Here is a 19494-nt window from a genome sequence, read left to right as displayed (position 1 = left end):
CATGAGTGATTTAAACCCTAGACAAGAAAAGTTTATATCTGAATACCTAAAGACGTTGAATGTAACACAAAGTGCAATTAAGGCTGGTTATAGTCCTCATACTGCAAGTGTACAAGGTAGTAGATTGCTAAAGAATGAAAAAGTGGCTAAGTACATTGATGAGCAACGTAAGAAAGTGATTGATGAGGGCGTGCTATCAGCTAACGAACTACTTCATATCCTAAGTAATGCAGCAGTAGGTGATGAAAGTGAAGTGAGAGAGGTCGTTGTTAAGCGTGGGGAATTTCAACGCAACCCAGACACTGACAAAATGAACTTAGTTTACAATGAACATGTAGAAATGGTGGAAATACCTATTAAGCCTAGTGATAGATTGCGTGCTAGGGATATGTTAGGTAAGTATCATAAGTTATTTACTGATAAAAAAGAATTATCCACTGACACGCCTATTATTGTAAACATTGGTGATTGGCCGGATGATGAGGAAGAAGAAAAACAAAAAGCACTAGATGAATTACATGAGCAGCACCCTAACAGAACAATGATTATTGATGATGTACCATTAGAGGACTGATAACCATGTGTTCAAAGATAGAACAGATTAATGTAAATGATATGTTCGATAGGGCTATGAGCATTAAAAAGAATACTGTGATTACTTATACTGATCTAATGACGGATAAGGAAATAGAGATATGGAACGAACTAAACGCAGCAGAGCGAGTAGGCATTATACTATCCTTTAATTTAATGCTAGTGAAGAATGATGTAGACAGAAGAATAGTGCCATCTATAAAGTTAGATGATGAAAGGATATTTATAAATAATAATTAAATATGGCCACACAGTATTTTTTTGATAAAGTTGGAAAATTTAAAGAAAGCATTAATATTTTTTTCAAACCTTCAAAACCACAAAAATAAATGTTAAAATTTTTAATAGTTTTTTTATTTAATCGTAAAATTTTAGAGAGGGAAATATTAAATGATAAATATTGATGGTTTTCAAGTAAGTTTGTCTAATGGTTTTCATGATTTTAATTATACAAAAGTTATCAATAAGAAAAAAAGGTTGGAATTCAAAAAGTTTTACATATATGAAGATGGAAAAATTGTAGTAAAAAACAATCCTGAGAAAAATGTCAAAATATTAAAAAATATTAAACATCCAGAGGATGAAGAAAAAAGAATTGTAATTTATATTGATCCAAATGGTAGATTATCTTTTATGATAGTTAAAGAACACAAAGTTTTAACTCTGGAAAAAGTTATTGAAAAAGCTGAAAGTAATCCACCTCATAAGGTGATTCCAATATCATTTTTTAAAAAATTAATTTTTGTTGGTGTTATAAGATTTAGATATGCTAATATGCAAAAAGTGGAATTAGCTATTGGATATGATAAGTCTTTAAGTAATAATTTTACTTATTTTTTCCCACATAAAATTAGAGATTTTCTTGCTGAGAAGACTAATAAATTAGCATTATTGGCTCATTCTGGTTATTTTAGTGTTGATAAAAAAGATATACTATCTAAATATGAAAAGTCTGGTGAGATTAATAATCCAGTTTACATAAAGTCTATTACTGAAGAAGGTTTAAATTATTATTATCCGTTAAAATATGATGGTTATGATAAATATAACAAAAAACATTATGTATATAGCACAAAAAGAATAAAACTTAGAAAAAGACAAATATATAGCTTTATTAGAAAATCAATAACAGGACAATATGTCATAGTTATGACTGATTACTTAAAGAAGAGTATTATATTTAAAGAAAAAATAGGTAAGTTTTTAAGTCTTTTTATAAGAACAAATAAAGATATATACTTCGAGAAATTCAGTAAAGGGGCAAATGAATCGGCTTTTGAAGTGTTTAAATTATCTAAAAAGTATAATGATAAAAATTCAGTATATATTTTAGACAAAAATCATGACCAATTTAATAAACTAAGAAAAATATATGGAAAGAAAAGTGTAGTAGCTCATAATTCAATAAGAGGATTTATAAATATATTTAATGCTAATAAAATTATATCTTCTGATTTATCTACACATATGTTCCGAACATTATATGATAACAGTAGATTCTTAAAATCAAAAATAAACAATAATAATAAAAAGATTTTTTTACAACATGGTATTTCATTAGCTACTAATGTATTTGAAAGAGGGTATTTTAATCCTAAAGTACCTATTGCACCAGATTTTATAGTAACCAATTCAGAAGTGGAACAAAATTTATTTAAAATATATACAGATTATAAGCCAAAACAATTAATTTTGACTGGGACACCGAATTTAGATTTATATGTTAAAAATACAGAAAAACAAACAGATATTACTTTTATGCTTACATGGAGACCTTGGGATTTAGTGGGTGAAATTTCATCAAATAGTTATATTGATAGATATTTACATTTCATAAAGTTAATAAATAAATTACATTTTGCGGAAAATGTAAATGTGATATTACATCCTAAGGCTAGAGAAATATTAACTGAACAGTTTCCTGATGTTTTAAAAAGTATAGAAGAGTATTTATATGAGGGTGATATAAAAGAAGCTCTAATGAAATCAAAGGTATTAATTACGGATTATTCATCAATCTGTTTTTATGCATATGCTGGAGGAAGTAAAGTTATTTTCTTTTGGGGAGATAAAGAAGAAAGTGAAAAGCAATATGGTGCTAAAAATATACTCCAAGAAGAAAATGCCTTTGGTGATATTATTTATGGTATAGATAATAAATTATTGAAAATTATAAAAGATAATTTTTATAACAATTATGAAAATAAACAATATAGAAAAAATTTTAATAAACTTGTTGAAAAAACTGATGGTAATAACACAGAGAATATCTATAAGTTAATCAAAGGTGGATATTTTGAAAAATAAAATTTTGTTCTCTTTTCTATTATTTCTATGCTTACATAATTTATTATTTCCTGATACTACAAAAGAATCTATGGTATTAAGTCGATATAATAGTCAAAATATAGATCAACTCATTTTAAATACGAAGACTTCCACTGATTTTAATAATAATCATCATGCTTACATTGTTTTAGGTACAAGCTTGTCTAAAGATGGAACATTGAAAAGAGAAACCATTAAGCGTTTAGCTACATGTTTGAAAGCTAAAAAACAGAATGAAAAAGCATATATAATTGTATCTGGTGGAAGACCAGTAAATGGGAATACACAAGCTAATGAAATGAAAAAGTGGTTAATACAGCACTGTGTAAAGGAAAAAGATATTATTACTGAACAGAATTCAAGTGATACTATTGAGAATGCTATAGAGACATTAAAAATAGCAGACAAAAGAGATTTTAATTCATTAAGCCTTATCACAAGTGGTGATCATGTGAGAAGGGCTACTTTAATATTTGAAAAATTAGATAAAAATAAAAAAGTAAATGAAATAATAATACCTAAGGATGAAGTTGGTACAAAGTTTTCTTATCAAGAAAAAGAAAGAATTAAAAAAAGTATGCTTGATTTAAACAATATGACAAAGTGACAATGTTTTATTCGATGTAATCCTTTTTTAAGTTTAGAGAGTTATTCTAAATTAGATGGAATTTTATTGCTGAAAATTTAAGGGCAAAAAAAGGGCATATTTTTGATAATAAGGGCAAAGGTATGAATATATTTTTTAGAATATATAGTTATAAGCACTGATATAAAGAGCTTTTGAAAGATTATGATGTTGTATAAAATAAAACTTACGATTGAGTGGGAATAGAGGACAATAAATAATTATAGGTTAGAAACACTTTTTGATAGGGTTTCTAACCTTTTTATTATGTGAGGTTATAAAATGAAACTAAGTAAAATCGAGCTTCAAGAAAAGGATTATCCTAAGGCATTGGCTATTTGGGAGCGTTCAGTTATTGCTACACATGACTTTTTAAAAGAGAAAGATAGAGTAGAACTTAAAAAGGAAATCCCAACATACTTCCCGCATGTTGAGACATATTTGTGGTTTGATGGTGATGATGTCATTGGATTTTCAGGGACTGATGATGCTAATTTGGAAATGCTATTTTTAGATCCTAAATACTTTAAACAGGGTTGTGGCACGGAAATACTACAAATTTTAATTCAAGAGCATAAGGTTCAATATGTGGATGTAAATAAAGATAATCCTAATGCCTTGTCATTTTACCTTAAAAATGGATTCAAAAAATATGATGAATCTGCAAAAGATGGACAGGGTAGGGATTATCCAATCATACATCTTAAATTGTAAACTGTTTTATTTCTTCCATTGCATTAGTAAGTTTGTATGGTTTGTTTTATCAACACTGGACTCCATTTTTATAAATCCTAAACTTTTATAAAAATGAACAGCTCTATTATTTTGTTCAAATACTTTTAAAGATAAATGATTGTATTCTGATTGTAAATGTTTGATGAGGGCATGACCTATACCTTTATTACGGTATTCTTCTTTCACAAACAATCCGGCTATATAATTATCTCTTAAGCCACAGAAAGCAACTATTTGTTCATTTGCCTTATACACATAAACATCGGCATCTTGAAGTGAATCAAGCACATTACTATAGTTGTCTATCCAGTAGAAACTATCAATAAAGGTATGTGTATCTAAATTTGCATTAAGCCAAATGTTTCCTAATACTTTTATAGTTTTACGATTTTTCTTTTTTAAATGTTCTATCATAGCAGACACCAACTTTGCTTGTTTAGTAGATAACTAAAGTAATAAAGAGATTAAAGCAAGAATTGGAAGGGTTCCTTGTTTAAGGAAAATACTAATATGACTCGTTAAGCCACCGTAAATAGCTACTATAATGGTGTAAATTAGAATTGGAATGCATAGTTGTTTAGGAGCACTACTGAAAAAAAGACCATAAATTAGAAGTAAACCAATCAAGCCATTATACACTCCTTGGTTCTTAAGTAGGGTATTTATGTTTTTATTATTGAGTTGACTGACAGTAATACCGAAGACTTTGCTCGTTCTATCGGAGGTCGTTGCTATGGTCTCTAAATACATAATAAATAGAAATTCAATCGCTACAAGTAAAATGAGTATTATGGATAGTATATGAATTTAAATCAGTCCTTTTTTGTAAATTATAAATTGTATTTTTATGTGCGTCTCTATTACTTATTTGATTATTACCCTAATTTTAGTAGCATTTGTGTGAAATAGAAGTTTTAATAAGAAAAATTCACTAAATATTAACTTATTTTAAGCTTTTGAGAAAATTTTCGAAATATTTTTAAGCGTTTTCACAAAATTGTTACATGCACGACCGTTAAAATATGTTACTTTATAGTTAAACAAATAAATTCATTTTATCCACTGACGTTCAATCTTTATATATATATAGGGATTGAGCGTTTTGTTTATAGGCATAAAAAAAGAGTGAAATCATCCGATTTCACTCTTTTTTATATGGAATGTTTACGTGCGTAATGCGAGACTTATTTTTTAGTTAAGTCGATGATGAATTTAACAAGTTCAATAATACCAGAAATGATTCCCATTTTGAGTACCTCCTTATTAAATGTTAAATAAAGTATATCGTGACTTTGAGAGGATGTGTTTGATAATTCTTAACTCAATGAAAGCGTTTCGTATTCGTTAGATTTCAGACAACTTAATACGATAAATCATGCCTATCTGAAAGATTGAAGAGTAACGTGTTATTAAATGTATGAAAGAACTTCTAATTAATATAATATATTGACTTTTCAGCAATATTTTCATATATTGTATGTATTACGTTGATTTTTACATAGGTGTTTATCAAGCATTTGTGCAAGGATTTTCAATATCCATTGTTCATTTGAAGGATAAGGCATATGTTCAACCATACATATTAGGTAGCTTGAAAAAGCATTTTTACATATTAAGTAAATGAGTTCTCATAGAAACCTACAATAGTTAGTAAATATCTGATACCTAAGGATAAAACTAGACTATTGTAGGTTTTTTCTTATATTGTTAATAGTATAAGGGAACTTTTTGTTGAAATAGATTGAAGACATGGAGGAGCGGCAATGTTAAGTTCTGGTTTTTTACTAACATTATTTTTCGTAACGCTTGTCATTGCAGTGTTAAGTGGCTTGATTTTTTTAGTGCCATCGGTTCCTGTAAAATACATACGTTTACATTTAACTTTACTTCTATTACCTGTCATTGTAGGAGTAATTGGATTAATTACTATTAATGGCAGAGAAGTTATAGGTATCTTTGCTCTAGATAAACTAGCTTGGTTAGTAGGTGCTTTTGTATTAGCTTTAGGTTTTATTATTCAGAAATTTTCTGCACGTTACTTATTAGGCGATCGTAATTATCGTAAATACTTCCCGTTATACACATTTACAACAGTATTTGCGTCTATTGGCTGGTTAAGTAATGATTTACGCTTGATGGTTATTTGTTGGGGACTAACATTATTTTGTCTAACACAACTTATACGACTAAACCGTTCTTGGAAAGTGCCGGCTGAAGCAGCAAAAGTATCTGCGCGTTCATTTATCATTGGATGGGTTGCTTTATTATTAGCTGTAGTTGTATTTTTCATCGGTACTGGCGATTGGGTTATCGATCCATCACAAGATTACGATGTTTCAATGAGTTATGGACTGAAATTAATTGTAGATTTATTACTTGTTATTGCTGTTATTATCCCAGCAGCACAATATCCATTTCAAAGTTGGTTAATTGAGTCTGTTGTAGCACCAACACCCGTATCTGCAATTATGCATGCTGGTATTGTAAATGCTGGTGGTATTATTTTAACGCGTTTTTCACCAGTATTTGATAATAATATTGCATTAACGTTATTACTTATTATTTCAAGTATTTCAGTACTTATTGGATCAGGAATTAGTTTAGTGCATGTTGACTACAAAAGACAACTTGTTGGTTCAACAATGAGTCAAATGGGTTTCATGCTTGTGCAATGTGCTTTGGGTGTTTATTCTGCTGCGATTATTCACTTGATTTTACATGGCGTATTTAAAGCAACACTATTTTTACAATCAGGGTCAATTGTTAAACGCTTTAATATTCCGACACCACCAAATGTTAAGCGTTCTTATGCTTGGACAGTATTAGGAAGAACATTAGCCGTTGTTATTGCTATTATCTTCTTTTTAACAAGTTCGCATACACCTTACACATTAATTAGCGCCTTTATCCTAGCATGGTCATTATCTGTATCATGGAATCAAATGGTTGCACTAAATAGAGGTATGATGGGAAGAGTAATTGGTATTGCGATGCTTATCATTGTGGCACTCGTTTACGTTGTGACACATGAAGTATTTGTTAATATTTTAAATAGTGTATATATGGTAACGCCACATCCACCATTAATTAGCGTTATCATTTGTGTGGCCATTCTAGTATTAGGTAGTATCTTTAGCATTTGGGTAGCACGTCGTCGTTCATCAACAGCTTTCGCTAAAGTATATTTATGGCTTGTAAAAATTGGAGAAGCAAAATTTAAATCGGTTGAAAGTCATCCGAACTACTTAAAGAATTATTTATAAGAGGTGAAATCTAACATGACAATAACTAAACATAACATAGAAGAAACAGTTAAATCGGCACGTCGTGTGATTACACCACTATCTCCTATATCTATCTTTGCAGCACGTAATCCATGGGAAGAAATGGAACATGAAACGTTTGATCAAGTAGCTCAATGGTTTAAACATGTTCGTGATATAGATTTATACCCAAGTCATGCGTCAGTGATGACTGCTTTAGAAAATGGCGAGATAGACCAGAAACTTGTAGAAACAGAAGTACAACAAGCTATTAAAGACTACGACACTTCAGTGCCAAAATCACATATAGATATTTATTGTAAAAATGCGATGTGCATCAAAGATTTGCCTACAAACCTAATTACTAAAGAAGCATACTTAAAGATTGAAGTATCTAAGCTCAAACGTGTGTTTGAAAATGAGCCTTTTAAATATGCACGATCAAAAAGTGCGAATGCATTTAATGCTAAAGGTGAATCTTTAATGGATGAACTTAATACACATATTATTAAGTGGTCCAAATTATATTTAGATAATTTCCAATCAAGTTGGACTATGCCTAAAAGAGAAGAAGGATTCTATATTTCTTGGCTACATTTAGCACAACATGATCCAATGCTTACTAAAACACAACGTAAAATGATTAAGACATTGCCTCAAGATTATAGAGAGGCTTTAATCATGGCATTAAATCATTTAGATATAGCTGAAGATGAACGTGAATCATATTTAACAGGTCATTTCCTATCATTACCAGGTTGGGCAGGCATGATGTACTACCGTGCTGAACAACATGAACATGAAGCGGATTTGTTAACACAGTATCTTGCTATAAGATTAACGATGGAGTGTATTTTACTAGATACTGAAAAAATGAGCCGTCCGGCAGTCTTAAATGTTGAAAGACGAATCAAAGAACTTGTAAGTAAATGGTTATATTATGGAGAGATGTCAATTGATGATTGGGCCTCAATGTCTATAGAAGACCAACTGGAACATTTAAGGTTTGCTCACGATTTTAACCCACTCTATTTCAAAAAATTATGGCTTGAAGCGTGGGAAGAAACACATGAACGTGAGTTAGTCGAAGCGATTTATGATAAATCTGTTAAACCAGTAGAGCAAGAAACTCAAGTCCAATTAGCTTTTTGCATTGATGTGCGTTCAGAGCCTTTTCGTCGTCATTTAGAGAGTGAAGGACCGTTTGAGACGATAGGTATTGCAGGGTTCTTTGGCCTTCCAATTAGAAAAGAAGTGTTAGATGAACAATTTACGCATAATTCATTACCTGTCATGGTACCACCAGCCTATGCCATTAAAGAGTATGCCGATCGCCATGATTTAAATACGTATAACCAACAACAACATTCGGTTACATCCATGTTTTATACATTCAAATTGATGAAACATAATGTCTTACCGAGTCTACTATTACCAGAATTAAGCGGATCATTTTTAAGCTTAAATACAATAGCGAGTACATTAATGCCGAAGAAGACAGGCCACTTTGTTCGTAATTTTACGAAGAATTGGTTGAAGAAACCTGAAGCTAAATTAACAATAGATCGTGAGCATGAAATTTATAGTGATTTACCAATAGGATTTACTGAAGAAGAACAAGTTGCTTTCACAAGACAGGCATTACAGTTGATGGATTTAACGACAAACTTTGCACCTTTAATTGTATTAGGTGGTCATGGAAGTGTGTCCAATAACAATCCTTATCATGCTTCGTTAGAATGTGGCGCTTGTGGAGGCGCGTCAAGTGGATTCAATGCTAAGCTATTGGCAATGATGTGTAATTTACCACATGTACGTAAAGCTTTAAAAAATGAGGGTATAGTGATTCCTGACTCAACCGTCTTTGTTGCTGCAGAGCATAAGACGTCTATCGATGAATTAGAATTTATTTATATGCCAGAATTAACTAAGGAAGCTCAAAATGCTTTGGATATGTTAAATGAAGCTATGCCACGTATAAGTTATAAAGCGAATTCGGAACGTCTCGCTAATCTTCCTGGCTTAGATCAAGATAATTTGAAAGACCCGGTTGCAGAAGCGCATCGTTTTGCGAATGACTGGAGTGAAATCCGTCCAGAATGGGGCTTAGCTCGTAATGCAGAATTTATTATTGGTCAGCGTAATATTACTGCAGGTACCAACTTAGAAGGACGAGCTTTCTTACATAATTATGATTGGAAGAAAGACACTGATGGGCAATTATTAAATACAATTATTTCGGGTCCAGCTTTAGTAGCACAGTGGATTAATCTACAATATTACGCGTCGACTGTTGCACCACATTTTTATGGAAGCGGAAATAAGACTACCCAATCAGTAACATCTGGTGTTGGCGTTATGCAAGGTAATTCAAGTGACTTATTGGCTGGGTTACCTTGGCAATCAGTTATGGCTGCAGATAACAAAATTTATCATTCGCCAATTCGATTGTTAGTTGTTATCCAAGCGCCAGATCAATATATTAAAGACTTACTTGAGAATAATATTAAATTCAAACAGAAAGTTGATAATCAATGGGTACGTTTGGCAAGTATTGATGAGAATGGTAGTTGGAAAGACTGGTAGAGAGTTCGGTTTTTTCGGGAAAAGTGATAAAATAAGGTTAATCAATTAATAGGAGATAAATGATTAATCATGGCTAAATCTAAAGGTGCTTATGAGGCAGAGATTAGTAAGGCGATTACACAATGGGAAAAGGATTTTCTCGGACGTGGCTCGCTTTCAGTAAAAACTGATATACTACGCGATATGATTATCGTCAACTTACAAGGCGTATTAACTCCTGCAGAATATCGAGTATGCAAGACACAAGAAGGCCTACTTAACATTAAACGTACGCGTTCGGAACTTGTGGAGTCAGGACAAGATGATTTGATGCAACTAATCTTAGATATTACTGGCGTCAGTGTGAGTAGTTTCCATAGTGATTTAAGTACGATTACAGGCGAACGAGTGATTGTATTTAAACTTGATACTAATTTGGAAAAGCAACTTTAAACTCAATGTCGTTAATGTTAATACAATTTTAAAGAGGCACCCTAAAAGTTAGATTATTATGCTGACTTTGTAGGGTGCTTTTACGTATAAGCGTTTTAATTAATGAATTATCCATTTATATTTAAACATTTCTAATTAAGAGATTATTTTATTGGATTAGTGTACAATTTACACAAAGAGAATCTAGGAGTTGAAAGTGATGCGCGTAAATGAGTTTAAGCAACCAATTGGAGAAGCATTAGATGATTTTGTGACGCCGTCTTTTCCTGATGCACAAACGCTAGAGGGCAGTTATGGAAGGCTAACAAAGCTGAGTATTGAACACATAAATGATTTATATGACGTTCTATGTGATGTTGAATCGAGACGCATTTGGACGTATCTTTATGAGGGCCCTTTTGATTCTAAGACCGAATTTGAACAATACATTAAACAACTTATTGATAGTAAAGATAAATATTTCTTTACGATTTTAGATAATGTGCAACAAAAACCTTTAGGTATTCTAGCATTAATGCGTATAAATCCAGAACAAGGGTCTATAGAAGTAGGCAATATTATCTACTCTAAAACGTTAAAGAAAACACGTGTGGCTACAGAAACTCAATATTTGTTAGCGAAATATGTGTTCGAAACGTTAGGCTACAGACGATATGAATGGAAATGTGATAACTTAAATGCACCTTCCAAACGTGCTGCGCAACGATTTGGATTTACATATGAAGGATTATTTAGACAATCTAATATTTGTAAAGGTCGTAATCGTGATACTGCTTGGTTCTCAATGTTGGATAGTGAGTGGCCAGATGTAAAAGCAAGATTTGAACACTGGCTTAAACCATCTAATTTTGATCAGGAGGGACAACAAATTAAACATTTAAATGACTTTTAATAAGTAAAATACATGTTTAATTATTTTTGAAAATAATGAAATTAGGGACTGGTGAGCGTATGAATAAACAAATAAGTGGAATTTCACCTAAGATGACGGTGCCTATGTTCATGATCGGGTTAATTATTTTTGTCGTTGTTTCAATAAATGTAATTCACGATACATTATTGGTTCAAAATATCGATATAGGTTCTTTACATTGGCTGACAGATTATTTTGGTAAGCCGGAACGTAAATACGGCGATGGTATTTGGCATAATTTCATGACTTTTTGTGCTGAGATAGGAGAAGTAAAGTCAGTTATCTATATCACACTATTTTTAGCAATTGTTTTATTGTTTAAACATTATAAATTATCAATTTGGATGATGTTAACTATAACGAGTGGTACGTTATTAAATTATTTAATTAAACAACTCATCGAGAGACAACGTCCATTTAATCATTTGATGCGAGACCAAGGATATTCATTTCCAAGTGGGCATTCTAATGCAAGTACGTTACTTGCTTTAATATTGTTAATTATTTTAATTCCTTTAATAAAATTCAAAGCAATAAGGATAATAGCCAGTATTATCACTATTATTATTTGGATAGGTGTGCTGTGTTGCCGACTATATTTTCATGCGCATTATATTACAGATGTAGTTGGAGGCGTTACACTAGGTATCATTTGGGTAGCATTGTTTTTAATGATATTACCATTGTTTTATCTTAATTTACGTAATAAGCCTAATAATAAATAGTTCAATATCTTTTTTACAAAGGGGAGATGGCAATGTCAAAAGATAAGGAACATACTTTAGTTCTTGGCGGAGGCGGAATTACAGGAATTGCTTGGGAATCTGGCGTGTTAGCTGGATTGATTGAAAGTGGTGTAGGTTTAGAGTTAGCAGATAGAATCATAGGCACATCTGCAGGTTCGTTTGTAGGTGCAGTACTAGCTAACGGTTATGATATGCGTACATATTACTATGAGCTAAATGAACGAAGAGATGATAGTGATCATGCGAAGCTTTCTTCAGATATTTATCGGTTATGGCAGAATGCATTTATCGTAGGACGTGATGATGCGACTAAAGTAGGTCAAATGATGGGTGATATTGTATATACGCGACCTTCACGTGTTGATTTAACTAAACGTAAACAAGCCATTCGTCAACGTTTAGGTGATGTAGGGTGGCATGATAATTTAGAAATTACTGCTATGAATGCTAAGACAGGAGAAGTCGCTACATTTCATTCACATAGCAATGTAACACTTGAGGAAGCCGTGACAGCGAGCGGTGCAGTACCTGGCATTTGGCCACATATACGTTTGAACAATCGTGATTGGATTGATGGAGGTATGGTTTCTCCGACAAATGCTATGTTAGCTAAAGGTGCAGACAATATTATTATTTTAGCGCCGATAGCAGATGGTTTAGGTATGATGCCAGGTGCATTTGATGATGCGAAATTATTAAGCGAGCATAGTCATGTTTTAGTAATTAGTCCAGATAGTAAGAGTAGAGCTGAAATTGGAGATAACATTTATAATCCCAATAACATACTAAAAATTGGCAATGCTGGTTATGAGCAAGGAAAGTTACTTGCACAACGTATTCATCTGGAATTTTGCGAGTGGGTTGAATGATTTGAAGATTTTAAGGCTACGCGCAGTATTATAATATGCTAATTTTAGAATAAGGAGAGAGTAAGAATGAAAGTAAAATCACCACGCCCAATTAATTTAAAGGGGACACGTAAAGAAGCGGTCTTATTGCTTCATTCATTTACTGGAACGATTCGTGATGTGAAACCCTTAGCACAAAAACTTAATCAAGAGGGTTATACCTGTTACGCACCTAATTATAAAGGACATGGATTACCATTAGATCAGTTTACGCAATATACTGTTCACGATTGGTGGAATGATGTCTTAAATGGTTATCAATACTTGAAAGATGAAGGGTATGAAACCATTTATGCAACAGGGGTATCATTGGGCGGATTATTCACATTGAAATTAGCTGAAACAGTAGATGTAGCGAAAATTGCAGTTATGTCAGCACCAAGTGAAAAAGAAGAAGCTGGTATAGTATGGCGTATGGAACGCTATGGTCAGCGCATGAATGAGTTAATGAATTTAGATAGTGATGTTTCACAGGCACAGTTTAATCATATAGAGGACTATCGCCCAAGTGTTCGTGTATTCAAAGATTTCATTTCCAATATTACTGCGCATTTAGGCGATATCAAGACACCAGCGAGAATTCTTTATGGAGAAAAAGATGAACAATCTTATCAAGATAGTGCACATTATATTTATGAGCACATTAATAGTGAAGATAAAGATTTAACAAGTCATCCTTTATGCAAGCATCTCATGACGCATGGTGAAGGCAGTGATAAAGTAGAAACACAAATTGCAGAATTTTTCATGACTAATTGAGAGGAGCGAATGTGATGAAACGTACATTTTTACTAACTTATATAACAACATCTGGAAAAAATTATACTGAATTTAAAACTTTTCAAAATGGTCCTGATAAAGGTGCATGTATTCAACGTCTTATTGATGAATTTGATGAACTTGCTTATTTATTTTTAAAAGATGGCCAACAATCTCATTATATCAATGTTGATCATATTGAAAGTTTGAGTATTCAAGAAGTTACTGAGGGACAAAACGTAATGTACGATTTTAATGGTTAATTTAATTATTAGCGTGACTAATGTAAATAGAGGGAGCAGGACAGAAATAATATTTTCCAAAATTTATTTCGTTGTATCCCCAGCAAAGAGAATTTTTTTAAGAAATTCTCTTTGCTGGGGCCTCGCCTGCCAGGCAATATTGACTAGAAATAAAAAGCTTGTTACGAATGCATTTTTAATTCAGTCAACTACTGCCAATATGTAATTTTAGCCTGAACATTGATTTATGTCCTAGGCTCTTTTTTATGCTAAAAAATGCACAACGACTTGATCTATAAATTTAAATATTGTGCTCCTATTGATAATTTAGTTTAAGTAAGTATAAGACAATGAATATCATTATACCTAATACGAATCACTTCATTTCGTTTAGAAATTTAATGATTTTTCCTCGTTGATTAACAACTATTTTATGAACATTTTTGTCCTTATCAATTATTTTGACACCATTTGGGACAACGAATAAAGTATTAACTTTTGAAATTTCTTGAATATGTTGATAAGGTACGAAGACTGAATCAGCTTGAATGTTAAATGAGGGAGGAGTAAATCTAAATCCATCATCCATAAATACAATGTGGCCCCATACAGCTTCTATGCCTTTCCAATAATTAGCTTTAATTCTTTTATGAAGTAAACTCATTATATACCCTCTTAGGCAATCAATATTAGTTAAATTTTACTATAAAGATAAAAAATAAAAAATCTATGTATATTGCACTTATAAGAAAGACGTGTTAAAGTATTACTTAAGCGCATAAACGCTTTAACGCGTTAAAGGGAGTGGATGGATTGAGCAAAGAGTCACAATGGAAGACATCAACCGGATTTATTTTAGCCAGTGCGGGATCGGCAATAGGACTAGGAGCAATGTGGAAGTTTCCGTACATGGCAGGCATTTATGGTGGTGGGGCTTTTTTACTTTTATTCTTAATTTTTACTATATTTGTAGGGTTACCGCTATTAATTATGGAATTTACAGTAGGTAAGATGGGACGTACTTATACTACTCAAATATATAGTAAGTTAACTGGTAAGAAATGGCTAAATATTATTGGATGGAATGGTAATTTAGCAGTATTTATATTATTTGGATTTTATAGTGTTATTGGTGGATGGATCATTATATATATCGGTAATGTCATTTTACAAATGTTATCCATTGAGAAAACGACACTAACAAACATTAATTTTGAAGCAATTATTAGTAATCCGTGGCTAACGGTTCTTGGTCAGGGGATTTTTATCTTTTTAACAATGATTATCGTCATGTTAGGCGTTGAAAAAGGGTTAGAAAAAGCATCTAAAGTAATGATGCCACTATTATTTATCTTTTTAATTATCGTGGTAGTCAAATCTTTAACTTTAGACGGCGCGATAGACGGCGTGCGTTATATTCTACAGCCACGTCTAGAAGATATTTCAATGGAAGGGATTCTATTTGCGTTAGGTCAGTCATTCTTTACGTTATCATTGGGAACAACTGGGATGATTACTTATGCAAGTTATGCGCCAAAAGAAATGACAATAAAGTCATCAGCAATTTCAATAGTAATTATGAATATTTTAGTATCTGTATTAGCTGGTTTAGCCATATTCCCAGCTTTAAAAACGTTTGGATATGAACCTCAGGAGGGGTCAGGGCTATTATTTAAAGTTTTACCATTAGTATTTAGTCAAATGGGCTTTGGCGTTATGTTTTATTTCATATTCTTAATCCTATTCTTATTTGCTGCATTAACTTCGTCTATTTCGCTATTAGAATTAAACGTATCTAATTTCACTAAAAATGATAATTCTAAGCGTAAATCTGTAGCATTTATCGCAAGTATATTGGTATTAATTATTAGTATTCCAGCTACGCTATCATTTAGTAGTTTAAGTGCTGTTAAATTTGGTGCAGGAACTATTTTTGATAATATGGATTTCATAGTTTCAAATATTTTAATGCCTTTAGGCGCACTTGGGACAACATTAGTAGTAGGGCAATTATTAGATAAAGAAGCTTTAAAAGAAAGTTTCGGTCGCGACAAGTTTAAATTCTTTGCGCCATGGTATCTTTTAATTAAATTCGTCATGCCAGTCGTTATTATACTCGTGTTTATCGTTCAATTATTCTAAAGATCATACAATATAAAAAGGTTAGTCACACATATGTGGCTAACCTTTTTTACTACTTGAAACGAGCATTTATATAATCTCGTTCAATTTCTAATAACTCTAAATAATCTTCAGACATGATTTCTTTACCAATTTCAATATTTTTAGAAACAATAAAGTCAGCAAGTTTATGGTTTTCCTCATCAGAGTCAAAGAATGAAAGTGCTCTTTTTATTGTATCTTTTTCAGAAAAAAGGATTAACGTACGACCGTACACTAAATCTTCCTTACTTCTTTGATAAGAAGCCTCTAAAAAAGCAAATATTTTTGAGCCATCATTATATTCAAAAGCTGAGTCTATATCACCTTGAACTTTATCAGCAATATTAGACAATCTTGACTGTTCAGCTGGATCTTCTGGTCTATATTGATCTCGTACATACTCTTTCCACTTAATTAATTCTGAAGCAATATGTTCTTTTAATTCTGACTCATTATTATTTGTTTTAAATGCGTCAACTTGTTGTCTTAACTCGCTTAAATCCATTAAATCTTCACGGTTAAGTTGACTCGATTCAAACGCTTCATAGTGATCATTTTCATGTGTAGACATCAATCATTCCCCCCTTAAGATACTTTGATTCTTTATTCCTTTTAACACTACATCTAAAACATATCAGTTTTGATATTAAAAAGGGATAAGTTGGAAATGATATAAATGGGAAACAGTAGGATTACATGTTTTCAAAACGAACGTCTTGTTTGCGTAATTCTTTCATCACTTTCTCAGAAATTGCTGAATTGTTGATTGAAACATTTTTAAAAACACAATCTTTAATTTTAACATTATCTAGGTTACATAAATCTAAGGCGACATTTTCAAACACGACTTTCTTTAAAACAACATCGTTGAAAGTGACGTTGCGTAAGCTACAGTCTTTGAAGGAAGTCTGTTCTATAGTTAGTGTGTTGAATTGACTATCATCGAATGTAGTTACACTGTAGTTTACTTTACTCATTAGAGTTTTAAAGAAATTAATGTTTACAAAAATACTACTGCTAAAGTCACAATTAATTAATTTAGTGTTAGACACGGTATGAACATTTTTAAATATGCCCTCAGAAAAGTCGCAGTTTTTAAAATAACTCTTATTAATTTCTAAATCGTCGTACATAGCGTTTCTAAAGGTACTATTGGTATATTTTTTGCTTTTATAGTGTTCATTAGTAAACACAGATAGAGATAAATCGGCTTTTGATGTCATTACGATTCTCCTTTAAGTATTATTAATACGTATAATCAATTATTGCGTTTGCATCGATATTATCGTAACACGAGTATTAAGTTGAACGATAGTTATTGAGTTCTTAGATACATGTATAATCAGGTTCTGTTGCAAAGTTGAATTTATAGTATAATTTTAATAAAATGGAGTCTTTTATATGAACTATTTCAGATATAAACAATTTAACAAGGATGTTATCACTGTAGCCGTTGGCTACTATCTAAGATATGCATTGAGTTATCGTGATATATCTGAAATATTAAGGGAACGTGGTGTAAACGTTCATCATTCAACGGTCTACCGTTGGGTTCAAGAATATCCCCCGATTTTATATCAAATTTGGAAGAAAAAGCATAAAAAACTTATTACAAATGGCGTATTGATGAGACGTACATCAAAATAAAAGGAAAATGGAACTATTTATATCGTGCCATTGATGCAAAGGGACATACATTAGATATTTGGTTGCGTAAGCAACGAGATAATCATTCAGGATATGTATTTATCAAACGTCTCATTAAACAATTTGGTAAACCTCAAAAGGTAATTACAGATCAGGCACCTTCAACGAAGGTCGCAATGGCTAAAGTCATTAAAGCTTTTAAACTTAAACCTGACTGTCATTGTACATCGAAATATCTGAATAATCTCATTGAGCAAGATCACCGTCATATTAAAGTAAGAAAGACAAGATATCAAAGTATCAATACGCAAAGAATACTTTAAAAGGTATTGAATGTATTTACGCTCTATATAAAAAGAACCGCAGGTCTCTTCAGATCTACGGATTTTCGTCATGCCACGAAATTAGGCATATGTTAGCCAGTTAAGGGAACAACGACATGATAAAAAGGTAATTAGCTATATTTTTCTAACTTTGCAACAGAACCTATAATTACAGGGGAAAGTTTGAAATTTGCAGTTTTGCATAAATCTAAAGATTATCGTATAATTCATAGTGATTGAGTAAGGATTACAAACAAAATTTGGGGTTGATGAATACTATAAACAGAAGGTAGGTTGAGTCAAAGCGAGTAAGAGCGCTTTAGATAATTAATATGATTGCATTTGACTTAATAGGACAAACACCACTCGTATTACTGGAAAGTTTTAGCGATGAGAACGTTCAGATTTATGCTAAATTAGAGCAATTCAATCCAGGTGGTAGTGTGAAAGATAGACTAGGTAAATACCTTGTTGAAACAGCCATAAAAGAAGGTCGAGTTTCTTCGGGGGGTACGATTGTTGAAGCTACAGCAGGAAATACTGGAATAGGACTTGTAATTGCTGCCAATCGGTATCATTTAAAATGTGTTATTTTTGCGCCAGAGGGCTTTTCTGAAGAAAAAATATCAATTATGCGTGCATTAGGCGCAGATATTAAACGTACGCCTAAAGATGAAGGCATGATTGGTGCACAAACTAAAGCAAGAAGCTACGCCCAAGAATTTGGGGCGATATATATGAACCAATTTGAAACGGAACATAATCCAGCGGCATATACGCATACGTTAGGTAAACAACTGACTGATACTTTGCCAAACATAGACTACTTTGTTGCAGGCGTGGGTTCAGGAGGTACGTTTACAGGCGTTGCACAACATCTTAAACAATATAGTGTAAAGAATGTGATTGTTGAACCAGAAGGCTCAATATTAAATGGTGGCGAAGCACATTCACATGATATTGAAGGTATTGGTTCAGAAAAATGGCCCATCTTTTTGGAACGAAGTTTAGTAGATCAAATTATTACAGTAAGTGATAAAGATGGCTTTGACAATGTTAAACGTTTAGCACAACAAGAAGGATTATTAGTAGGTAGCTCATCAGGCGCTGCTTTACAAGGTGCTTTAGATATTAAAAATCAAATCGATAAGGGCGTTATTGTAACCATTTTTCCAGATGGAAGCGATCGTTATATGTCGAAAAAAAAATTTGAATACAAAGGAGAATAAT

General features: G+C 32.0%; 20 protein-coding genes and 1 pseudogene. 15 read left to right on the top strand and 6 right to left on the bottom strand.

Features of this window, described 5'->3' with window-relative positions; translation table 11 throughout:
* Position 1: 1 nt before the first annotated feature.
* The 4 genes from BDW31_RS09775 (at position 2) to BDW31_RS09755 (ending at position 4261) form a co-directional block, all read left to right on the top strand.
* Positions 2 to 574, top strand: a complete 573-nt coding sequence (locus BDW31_RS09775; RefSeq protein WP_053025276.1) for a terminase small subunit — start codon at positions 2 to 4, stop codon at positions 572 to 574.
* A gap of 410 nt (positions 575 to 984) precedes the next feature.
* Entirely contained in the window at positions 985 to 2901 is a 1917-nt protein-coding gene (locus BDW31_RS09765) for a CDP-glycerol glycerophosphotransferase family protein (protein ID WP_053025278.1), read from the top strand.
* Positions 2891 to 3529, top strand: a complete 639-nt coding sequence (locus tag BDW31_RS09760) for a YdcF family protein (protein ID WP_245151269.1) — start codon at positions 2891 to 2893, stop codon at positions 3527 to 3529. Before BDW31_RS09765 ends, BDW31_RS09760 begins: the two co-directional genes overlap by 11 nt.
* A 300-nt stretch (positions 3530 to 3829) precedes the next feature.
* Positions 3830 to 4261, top strand: coding sequence for a GNAT family N-acetyltransferase (locus BDW31_RS09755; protein WP_180529085.1), 432 nt, complete (start codon positions 3830 to 3832; stop codon positions 4259 to 4261).
* Between the two features lie 6 nt (positions 4262 to 4267).
* Here the strand turns inward: BDW31_RS09755 and BDW31_RS09750 are convergent, their stop codons facing one another.
* The 3 genes from BDW31_RS09750 to BDW31_RS12955 all read right to left on the bottom strand — a co-directional run bounded on the left by BDW31_RS09750 (position 4268) and on the right by BDW31_RS12955 (position 5529).
* Positions 4268 to 4696 (bottom strand): GNAT family N-acetyltransferase, encoded by a 429-nt coding sequence (locus BDW31_RS09750; RefSeq protein ID WP_053025279.1) that lies wholly within the window; start codon positions 4694 to 4696, stop codon positions 4268 to 4270.
* A gap of 33 nt (positions 4697 to 4729) precedes the next feature.
* Positions 4730 to 5089 (bottom strand): DUF1304 domain-containing protein, encoded by a 360-nt coding sequence (locus BDW31_RS09745; protein ID WP_037551719.1) that lies wholly within the window; start codon positions 5087 to 5089, stop codon positions 4730 to 4732.
* Between the two features lie 377 nt (positions 5090 to 5466).
* Positions 5467 to 5529, bottom strand: coding sequence for an alpha family phenol-soluble modulin (locus tag BDW31_RS12955; protein ID WP_089046351.1), 63 nt, complete (start codon positions 5527 to 5529; stop codon positions 5467 to 5469).
* A gap of 516 nt (positions 5530 to 6045) precedes the next feature.
* On the opposite strand from BDW31_RS12955, the gene BDW31_RS09735 reads away from it, so the two are divergent.
* From BDW31_RS09735 to BDW31_RS09700, 8 genes are all read left to right on the top strand, one after another.
* On the top strand, positions 6046 to 7545 hold the full coding sequence (locus BDW31_RS09735; RefSeq protein WP_037551718.1) for an NADH dehydrogenase subunit 5: 1500 nt from the start codon (positions 6046 to 6048) through the stop codon (positions 7543 to 7545).
* A 15-nt stretch (positions 7546 to 7560) separates the two neighbouring features.
* Positions 7561 to 10131, top strand: a complete 2571-nt coding sequence (locus tag BDW31_RS09730; protein WP_053025280.1) for a DUF2309 domain-containing protein — start codon at positions 7561 to 7563, stop codon at positions 10129 to 10131.
* Positions 10132 to 10200: 69 nt separating this feature from the next.
* Positions 10201 to 10563, top strand: coding sequence for a Na-translocating system protein MpsC family protein (locus BDW31_RS09725; RefSeq protein ID WP_011276808.1), 363 nt, complete (start codon positions 10201 to 10203; stop codon positions 10561 to 10563).
* 199 nt (positions 10564 to 10762) lie between these two features.
* On the top strand, positions 10763 to 11455 hold the full coding sequence (locus tag BDW31_RS09720; protein WP_037551714.1) for a GNAT family N-acetyltransferase: 693 nt from the start codon (positions 10763 to 10765) through the stop codon (positions 11453 to 11455).
* Positions 11456 to 11514: 59 nt separating this feature from the next.
* Entirely contained in the window at positions 11515 to 12201 is a 687-nt protein-coding gene (locus tag BDW31_RS09715; RefSeq protein ID WP_053025281.1) for a phosphatase PAP2 family protein, read from the top strand.
* A 32-nt stretch (positions 12202 to 12233) separates the two neighbouring features.
* The gene (locus tag BDW31_RS09710) at positions 12234 to 13091 is read left to right on the top strand and encodes a patatin-like phospholipase family protein (RefSeq protein WP_053025282.1); all 858 of its coding nucleotides are present in this window, start codon (positions 12234 to 12236) and stop codon (positions 13089 to 13091) included.
* 66 nt (positions 13092 to 13157) lie between these two features.
* Positions 13158 to 13889: an alpha/beta hydrolase gene (locus tag BDW31_RS09705; protein WP_053025283.1), complete on the top strand. Its 732-nt coding sequence runs from the start codon at positions 13158 to 13160 to the stop codon at positions 13887 to 13889.
* Between the two features lie 14 nt (positions 13890 to 13903).
* Positions 13904 to 14152, top strand: a complete 249-nt coding sequence (locus tag BDW31_RS09700; protein ID WP_037551707.1) for a hypothetical protein — start codon at positions 13904 to 13906, stop codon at positions 14150 to 14152.
* A 355-nt stretch (positions 14153 to 14507) separates the two neighbouring features.
* Here the strand turns inward: BDW31_RS09700 and BDW31_RS09695 are convergent, their stop codons facing one another.
* Entirely contained in the window at positions 14508 to 14795 is a 288-nt protein-coding gene (locus tag BDW31_RS09695; RefSeq protein ID WP_037551705.1) for a hypothetical protein, read from the bottom strand.
* 149 nt (positions 14796 to 14944) lie between these two features.
* On the opposite strand from BDW31_RS09695, the gene BDW31_RS09690 reads away from it, so the two are divergent.
* Positions 14945 to 16273, top strand: a complete 1329-nt coding sequence (locus BDW31_RS09690; RefSeq protein ID WP_053025284.1) for a sodium-dependent transporter — start codon at positions 14945 to 14947, stop codon at positions 16271 to 16273.
* 52 nt (positions 16274 to 16325) lie between these two features.
* On the opposite strand, the gene BDW31_RS09685 is transcribed toward BDW31_RS09690, so the two are convergent.
* Both BDW31_RS09685 and BDW31_RS09680 read right to left on the bottom strand, forming a co-directional pair.
* Complete coding sequence (locus BDW31_RS09685; protein WP_053025285.1) at positions 16326 to 16865, bottom strand: hypothetical protein; 540 nt, start codon at positions 16863 to 16865, stop codon at positions 16326 to 16328.
* Between the two features lie 121 nt (positions 16866 to 16986).
* Positions 16987 to 17517, bottom strand: a complete 531-nt coding sequence (locus tag BDW31_RS09680; protein WP_037551702.1) for a pentapeptide repeat-containing protein — start codon at positions 17515 to 17517, stop codon at positions 16987 to 16989.
* Positions 17518 to 17695: 178 nt separating this feature from the next.
* Between BDW31_RS09680 and BDW31_RS09675 the strand changes: the two are divergent.
* Both BDW31_RS09675 and BDW31_RS09670 read left to right on the top strand, forming a co-directional pair.
* A pseudogene (locus tag BDW31_RS09675) lies at positions 17696 to 18368 on the top strand (IS6 family transposase).
* A gap of 228 nt (positions 18369 to 18596) precedes the next feature.
* Entirely contained in the window at positions 18597 to 19493 is an 897-nt protein-coding gene (locus tag BDW31_RS09670; protein ID WP_110709607.1) for a PLP-dependent cysteine synthase family protein, read from the top strand.
* Position 19494 lies beyond the last annotated feature (1 nt).

This window comes from Staphylococcus sp. AtHG25 (assembly GCF_003217445.1).
In the GTDB taxonomy this organism is placed as follows: Bacteria; Bacillota; Bacilli; order Staphylococcales; family Staphylococcaceae; genus Staphylococcus; species Staphylococcus haemolyticus.
Note: the sequence above shows the minus strand (reverse complement) of the source record. Positions and strands in the feature narration are given on the sequence as shown.

Coding starts and splice junctions, on each gene's coding strand:
- BDW31_RS09685 (WP_053025285.1), bottom strand. CDS start 16,865: ATGTCTACACATGAAAATGATCACTATGAAGCGTTTGAATCGAGTCAA.
- BDW31_RS09705 (WP_053025283.1), top strand. CDS start 13,158: ATGAAAGTAAAATCACCACGCCCAATTAATTTAAAGGGGACACGTAAA.
- BDW31_RS09710 (WP_053025282.1), top strand. CDS start 12,234: ATGTCAAAAGATAAGGAACATACTTTAGTTCTTGGCGGAGGCGGAATT.
- BDW31_RS09695 (WP_037551705.1), bottom strand. CDS start 14,795: ATGAGTTTACTTCATAAAAGAATTAAAGCTAATTATTGGAAAGGCATA.
- BDW31_RS09735 (WP_037551718.1), top strand. CDS start 6,046: ATGTTAAGTTCTGGTTTTTTACTAACATTATTTTTCGTAACGCTTGTC.
- BDW31_RS09700 (WP_037551707.1), top strand. CDS start 13,904: ATGAAACGTACATTTTTACTAACTTATATAACAACATCTGGAAAAAAT.
- BDW31_RS09730 (WP_053025280.1), top strand. CDS start 7,561: ATGACAATAACTAAACATAACATAGAAGAAACAGTTAAATCGGCACGT.
- BDW31_RS09755 (WP_180529085.1), top strand. CDS start 3,830: ATGAAACTAAGTAAAATCGAGCTTCAAGAAAAGGATTATCCTAAGGCA.
- BDW31_RS09680 (WP_037551702.1), bottom strand. CDS start 17,517: ATGACATCAAAAGCCGATTTATCTCTATCTGTGTTTACTAATGAACAC.
- BDW31_RS09775 (WP_053025276.1), top strand. CDS start 2: ATGAGTGATTTAAACCCTAGACAAGAAAAGTTTATATCTGAATACCTA.
- BDW31_RS09670 (WP_110709607.1), top strand. CDS start 18,597: ATGATTGCATTTGACTTAATAGGACAAACACCACTCGTATTACTGGAA.
- BDW31_RS09715 (WP_053025281.1), top strand. CDS start 11,515: ATGAATAAACAAATAAGTGGAATTTCACCTAAGATGACGGTGCCTATG.
- BDW31_RS09750 (WP_053025279.1), bottom strand. CDS start 4,696: ATGATAGAACATTTAAAAAAGAAAAATCGTAAAACTATAAAAGTATTA.
- BDW31_RS09725 (WP_011276808.1), top strand. CDS start 10,201: ATGGCTAAATCTAAAGGTGCTTATGAGGCAGAGATTAGTAAGGCGATT.
- BDW31_RS09720 (WP_037551714.1), top strand. CDS start 10,763: ATGCGCGTAAATGAGTTTAAGCAACCAATTGGAGAAGCATTAGATGAT.
- BDW31_RS09765 (WP_053025278.1), top strand. CDS start 985: ATGATAAATATTGATGGTTTTCAAGTAAGTTTGTCTAATGGTTTTCAT.